We start from the raw sequence: 6256 nt of genomic DNA on the forward strand, positions 1-6256 counted from the left end.
AGCACGGAGGCTACTCAATGGAGAGGGGTGGCATTTCTTGCCGATATCGATGTTCTTCGAGAAACCGTCCCCCGGGCCCGAAAGAGCGTTCGCCGATAGCCAGATTGCCGTCTGCCTGCCAGTTAACCCAGGTACTGGCCCGGGTGCCGTACTCTTCCCCAAGGATGAAAGGTGCCGACAGAAAACGCTCAAGCGCCAGCTCCACGCCGGTATTCGGCAGGCGTGCATCCTCGACAGGGTGGTCGTCGGACAGCAGCGACCAGGCCTCGTTAGCAAAGCTTGCCTCATCCAGGTTTTTAGCCACCACGTCAGCAAGCCCGGCGCGAGTACTGAGCAGTTTTGGCCAGGGGGTATCGAGACTGGCATTGGACAAGCCGTGCACGCCCGGCGCAATTCTTTCAAGCGTGGTTCCTGAAGGGCCATGGTGTAAATGCCACAATCGCTTGCCGTCGCTTGCCAGCAGGTTGAAACCCGCATAGCGGTGAGCCTGGGTCCGAGTCAAGGTCCTAAGCCAGTGTTCAAGGTTGTCGCATTCCAGTGCCTGGCGTACCAATTCGCCTCTGCTGACCGCATTCGCTGGAATGGCGAACTCAGGGGCGCGGACATTGGTTACGGCAGCCAGACGACCGCAGCGATGAGCGGCCAGCCAGGTACCGCCTGCCTGAAGATCACGCCCTCCTAGAATGCCGGGGGCATCTTCCCAACGTTGAAGTACGGCGGTAGGCCGAGCGTGGAACTCGTCGCGGTTGGCGGCCATTCTCAAAGGTATCCTGGTGCCAGGACGCCAATCAAATACGATCAAACACATCAGGAACCCTTCTCAGTCGACAAACGCCCATGGTGACCTACTAATGAAACGAGTAGACTCGCCTTTTTGTTGGTGACGGGTATCACGATGCCAGGGGCCTCAGCAGAAAGAAACAGCCGGAACGTGTTACGCCAGCGCCTGGTGCGCGCTGCGTTGCCGCTGCTGGTGGCCGAAATTTGTTTTTCTTTGATGTGCCTGGGGGTCGGGTTATGGCTATGGCGTGATATCGACCAGCGCCTTGACCGAGCGCATCAGCGCAATCTACTCCAAACCCAGGAGCTGCAGGCAAGGCTGATCGATCAGCGGCTAATCGATCAGCAGCGCTATTTACGCCAGCTGGGGCGCTCGGTGCGTCGTGTTTTAACGTCGGAAGTGGAGCCGGACACTTCCACGCCAATTCAAGTCGAGGTGCCATATCATTTGGCGCCGGGCGGTACCATGGTGCTTTTCGGTGAAGCCCTCAAGCCAGATGAGAAGGGCCTGTCGACACTGCTTCAAACGCTTTATCGTCTCGAACCATCAATGGACGATCTTTATCAAAGCGATGTATTGATCAAGCGCTTGGCTATCAGCCTGCCTCAAGGGCTCCTGGCGCTTACGCCGGCAAGTGCTGCACCAGCGGATGTCAACGAACTGACATTACCTTTCACACAGTTTACGCCTCCTGGTACCGATCGCGCTTCGGCGCTGCACTGGCATGCCATGGAACAGGCATCTACGGATGCCATGCTACTCGACGTTCACTACGATCTTGCCGATGCTCAGGGTAAGGCGCTGGCTTGCCTATGGCTGGAGCTTGATTCTCGCTATCTTGCCCAGCTCATCCAAGAATATGTGGGTCCGGGTGTCAATACGTGGCTGGTCGATGAGCAGGGTAAGGGGCTGCTGGGTTCAGCGCCGATCGACCTGCCCGACGACGCAGGTCGCCGTGGCATCATCTCCTTAAGCGATGAGGAGCTGCGCGAAAACAAGCGCACGCCTGCCCAGCTGGTCTGGACGGTACTGCCGACCAACGGCTGGCGTCTGGTCAGTCTGCAACACTCGAGCCCGCCCGTGGGCACGGGAGGGTATGGGTTTTTATGGCTCAGTGTGGTCTGGCTTCTGGGAAGCCTGTTTCTCTTGAGCGCACTGTATGTCGTACTGAATCGAGTGACACGCTACTGGGAGCACGAACTGCTAATACCCGTCGAGCGCTTGGCAGGGTTAAGGCAGTGGATTGAAGCCTGGATGCCAGCCGAATGGCGGCTTCAAGACTCCACGTCCCAAGCGTCCAGTACTTCTCAGTCGCCCCCCACGCAAGTGTCTTATGAGCTACAGGCCGAGCTTGTCAGGGAGCTAGACAGGCTCGAGTCGTGCCTGGACGCACTCAAACGTCAGCCACGGCTTCTCGATATGCTCGAGACGCTGAAGGTGCCCGCAGCGCTGACACTCGATGAGGTGTTGATAGCCGTCAATCCCGCTTTTGAAAAGCTCATTGGTCACTCTCAACGTGAGGTGCAGGGGCTTCATGAATCGCTGTTCATTACCGCCAGTGAAGATGGCAACGATCATGTCAGGGTTACGGGAGGCGACGACAACTGGCGAATGCTGCATCGCTATGAGGGTGATGATGAGTATGGCAATACGCTAATGCTGTTGATCGATGAGACCGAGACTCGACACCAGGTGCGACAGCTTTCCCTGGCCTGCGAACTTGCGCGACAGGAGTCGCAGCTCAAGTCGCACTATCTGGTGTTGCTGCGACGCGAGCTGAAATTGTTGTCGGAAGAGCTTGGCAAGAGCCTCGGGCCTGATCTAGAGCTGCATGAGCAGGGGTCGATGATGGTCGAGCTGCTCGATAGATTGAATGAAAATAGCGCCGTTGATACACCCAAACCGACACGTCAGACACCCCAGGAACCAGTGGCCCGAGACACTCGTCCAGTACGCATTCTGATTGTCGATGATGGCCCGGTGAACAGCATACTGGCTCGGGACGTGCTCTTTCGCCATGGGCTTGCGGTGGATACGGCCGGCGGTGGCGATGAAGCCCTCGCGCTTTCGCAGCAATGCTTTTACGATCTCGTATTCATGGATATTTTCATGCCGGCTCCGGATGGCATCGAGACGAGTCGTCGCTGGCGCGAGCGGGAAAGCCTGAGTCAGAATGAGCAGCGAAGCGTGCTGGTGGCACTGACTGCCAATGCCAGTGAACGTGACCGAGAACGCTTTTTTGCCGCCGGCATGGATGATTATGTCGCCAAGCCCTATCGACCTCAGGCGCTAATCGATATCATTCGACGCTGGTTGCCAGACGTCGATATTGCTTGATCCCAGCTTGAGAGCCCCATGCTTGAATACCCACAGATAGATCCCGTTGCCATCGCCCTGGGCCCGCTAAAGATTCATTGGTATGGCCTGATGTACGTAGTCGGTTTCGTCGGCGCCTGGTGGTTGGGCCGTATTCGCGCTCATCGCGTCGGGCTCAAGCACGACGATATCGGCGACATGCTCTTTTATGGCGCGCTTGGGGTCGTGCTGGGTGGACGTATCGGCTATGCGCTGTTCTATGGTTTCGATCGTCTGCTGGACAACCCTCTATGGCTGTTTCAGATATGGGATGGGGGTATGAGCTTTCATGGCGGCTTGATCGGGGTGCTGATCGCCGCCTGGCTCTTCGCCCGCAAACATCGGTTGGCTTTTTTTCAATTGACCGACTTCATTGCCCCTCTGGTGCCCATCGGCTTGGGGGCAGGGCGAATAGGCAACTTCCTCAACGCGGAACTGCCCGGTCGGGTGACCAGCCTGCCTTGGGCCATGCCGTTTCCCGGTATGGGCCCTGAGCCCCGGCATCCTTCATCGCTCTACGAGTTTTTGCTTGAAGGCGTTGTACTGTTTGCCATTCTATGGTGGATATCGCGCTGTCCGCGCCACCGGGGTATGATTTCCGGTCTGTTCCTGGTGCTCTATGGCGTGTTTCGTTTCATCGTTGAGTTCGTGCGGCTGCCGGACCCGCAGCTAGGCTTCATTGCCTTCGACTGGTTGACCATGGGCATGCTGCTGACATTGCCGATGATTGCCGCCGGCCTGGGTCTGATCGCCTGGTCTCGCCGTCAGCCGATAGACGGGGCCGCTGAATACGAGTCCGCTCAACCCCCACAAGCCAAACGCTCATGACTTCTGCTTTCGAACGACCCTCTCTTGAGCAGCCCGCGCTCGAACGACCGTATCTTGATCTGATGCATCATGTTCTTGACGCGGGTATCGAAAAGACCGACCGCACCGGGGTCGGGACCAGAAGTATCTTCGGTCATCAAATGCGTTTTGATCTGAGTCGCGGGTTTCCGTTGATCACCACCAAGAAACTGCACCTGCGCTCGATCATCCATGAGCTGCTGTGGTTCCTGCAGGGTGATACCAATATTGCCTATCTAAAGCAGCATGGGGTACGCATCTGGGATGAGTGGGCGGACGAAACCGGCGAGCTGGGGCCGGTCTATGGCTATCAATGGCGCAGCTGGCCCCATCCCGAGGGGGGCATGTCGATCAGATCGCCAACGTCGTCGAGCAGATCAGGCGCAATCCGGATTCGCGTCGTCTCATCGTATCCGCCTGGAATCCGGCACTGATCGATGACATGGCGCTACCGCCGTGCCATGCGCTGTTCCAGTTTTACGTTGCCGACGGTCGGCTCTCTTGTCAGCTCTATCAGCGCAGTGCGGATATCTTTCTAGGCGTACCCTTCAACATTGCAAGCTACGCGCTATTGACTCGAATGATCGCGCAAGCCTGTGGCCTAGCCCCGGGCGAGTTCATTCATACCTTGGGCGACGCCCATCTTTATGTAAATCACCTTGAACAGGCCAAATTGCAGCTGTCCCGCGTTCCCCACGCAGCCCCCAAGTTGACGCTCAATCCCGAGATCAAGGATCTATTCGCTTTTCGCTTTGAGGATATCGCTATCCACAATTACGATCCTCACCCCCACATCAAGGCCGAGGTCGCGGTATGAAATCATCCCAGGAAAAGCCTCGAATAGCAGTAGTGATGGTGGCCGCGCTCACCCGCAACAGGGTGATCGGTATCGACAATCAGCTACCTTGGCACTTGCCGGAAGATCTTAAATTCTTCAAGCGTACCACCATGGGCAAACCGCTGATCATGGGGCGCAAGACCTTTGACTCCATCGGTAGACCGCTACCTGGGCGTCTCAATATCGTGGTGACCCGTGACCGCTCCTTTCATCCAGATGGAGTGCAGGTATGCCATGATCTAGCGGATGCGTTGTCCAGGGCGGAGCAGCAGGCGCAAAAGGATGGCGTCAATGAGATTGCCGTCATCGGGGGGGGCGAAATCTTCACCCAGGTAATGCCCCAGACATCACGGCTTTATCTTACCGAGATCGATGCCATCGTCACTGGTGACACCTACTTCCCTGAGCTTGACGAGAGTCAGTGGCGAGAAGCTGAGCGTACTCCAGCGACCACCAACGATGATAACGATACTCAGCATTCAGCGTCATGTCCGAACTATGCGTTTGTCATCTACGAGCGCCGCTAACCCTACGGATTTGACATTATCGTCGTTCAACGCTGGTATTGGTCAAATGACTCGAGATCAGGCCAGTTCAAGGAGGCCGCCTTTGTTGACGGATCGCACAGCCGCACTATTGGATACCCTGGAACATCAGGCACAGTGGGGTCTGGATGAAATAACTCGATTGCGTCGCCGTCTCGAGACGCTCGAGGCTGAGAACATTCAGCTGCGCGATACGCTCAAGCAACGAGAAACGGCGCTTGCCCAGGCAGCAGTACCGCGCAGTGCTGCGGAGCGTAACTATCCGCTGCCGCCACGCCGTCCCGTCGTAGAAGAGCAAGTACTCGAAGAGCATGCTCAGGCACCGTCGCTTGAGTCTGTCTCGTCTGTCGTAAAAGCTCAGCCCGACACCGTCGAGACGATCGACTCCGATGATTCGGTATCCGCGTCGACGGGTGACGAACTGCCATCGCCTCAGGCGCTGCTCGACGAGTGGTATCGACGCTACACGAACACCTTTTTCAAGGGCCATACGCGCCCTCTTAAGGTCGGTATACATGAGGAGTTGATGCAGCATGAAACCCGACCGGACAAACTGGTGCGTCGAGCGCTGGCCTGCTATGTGCATTTGCCTCGGTATCTCAAGGCGGTCCGCGCCGGTGCAGAGCGAATTGATCTGGAAGGCTTGTCTGCAGGACTTGTTACCGATGGCGAAGCGCGTCATGCGCGCAAGCAGCTCGAGTCGCTACAGGCTCAACAGCGCGAACGCGATGCCGCCAGAAAGCGCGATCCGGAGACGCGCAAGAATGCGCGTCTCGACAACAAGCTAAGTGAATTACTGGCCAAGCATAGCCGCAGCTGAACGCTTTTCCCGTGTCAGCCTTTCAAGATGACTCATCGATCCGACCCTGATATTCAGCGTCGGATCTTTTT

Annotated in this window: 5 protein-coding genes and 1 pseudogene; 5 read left to right on the forward strand and 1 reads right to left on the reverse strand. The window is 57.1% G+C overall.

Annotation, left to right across the window (positions count from 1 at the left end; all coding sequences use genetic code 11):
• Positions 1-10: 10 nt before the first annotated feature.
• Positions 11-808 carry an NRDE family protein gene (locus tag CH74_RS09950; RefSeq protein ID WP_048307291.1) on the reverse strand — a complete coding sequence of 266 codons (798 nt, stop codon included), beginning with the start codon at positions 806-808 and terminating at the stop codon, positions 11-13.
• A 123-nt stretch (positions 809-931) separates the two neighbouring features.
• Between CH74_RS09950 and CH74_RS17765 the strand changes: the two genes are divergently transcribed.
• From CH74_RS17765 to CH74_RS17770, 5 genes and pseudogenes are all read left to right on the forward strand, one after another.
• A complete protein-coding gene (locus CH74_RS17765) occupies positions 932-3118 on the forward strand; it encodes a response regulator (RefSeq protein WP_053070706.1) in 2187 nt (728 codons plus the stop codon).
• An 18-nt stretch (positions 3119-3136) separates the two neighbouring features.
• Positions 3137-3964 carry a prolipoprotein diacylglyceryl transferase gene (gene lgt, locus CH74_RS09960; protein ID WP_048307292.1) on the forward strand — a complete coding sequence of 276 codons (828 nt, stop codon included), beginning with the start codon at positions 3137-3139 and terminating at the stop codon, positions 3962-3964.
• Positions 3961-4799 (forward strand): annotated as a pseudogene (locus tag CH74_RS09965) (thymidylate synthase). Before lgt ends, CH74_RS09965 begins: the two are co-directional and overlap by 4 nt.
• The gene (locus CH74_RS09970) at positions 4796-5347 is read left to right on the forward strand and encodes a dihydrofolate reductase (protein WP_048307293.1); all 552 of its coding nucleotides are present in this window, start codon (positions 4796-4798) and stop codon (positions 5345-5347) included. Before CH74_RS09965 ends, CH74_RS09970 begins: the two are co-directional and overlap by 4 nt.
• Before the next feature lie 85 nt (positions 5348-5432).
• Positions 5433-6185, forward strand: a complete 753-nt coding sequence (locus CH74_RS17770; protein WP_253273027.1) for a ProQ/FINO family protein — start codon at positions 5433-5435, stop codon at positions 6183-6185.
• The last annotated feature ends 71 nt before the right edge of the window (positions 6186-6256 follow it).

The sequence above is a fragment of the Halomonas sp. PR-M31 genome (genome assembly GCF_001039575.1).
Classification (GTDB): domain Bacteria; phylum Pseudomonadota; class Gammaproteobacteria; order Pseudomonadales; family Halomonadaceae; genus Modicisalibacter.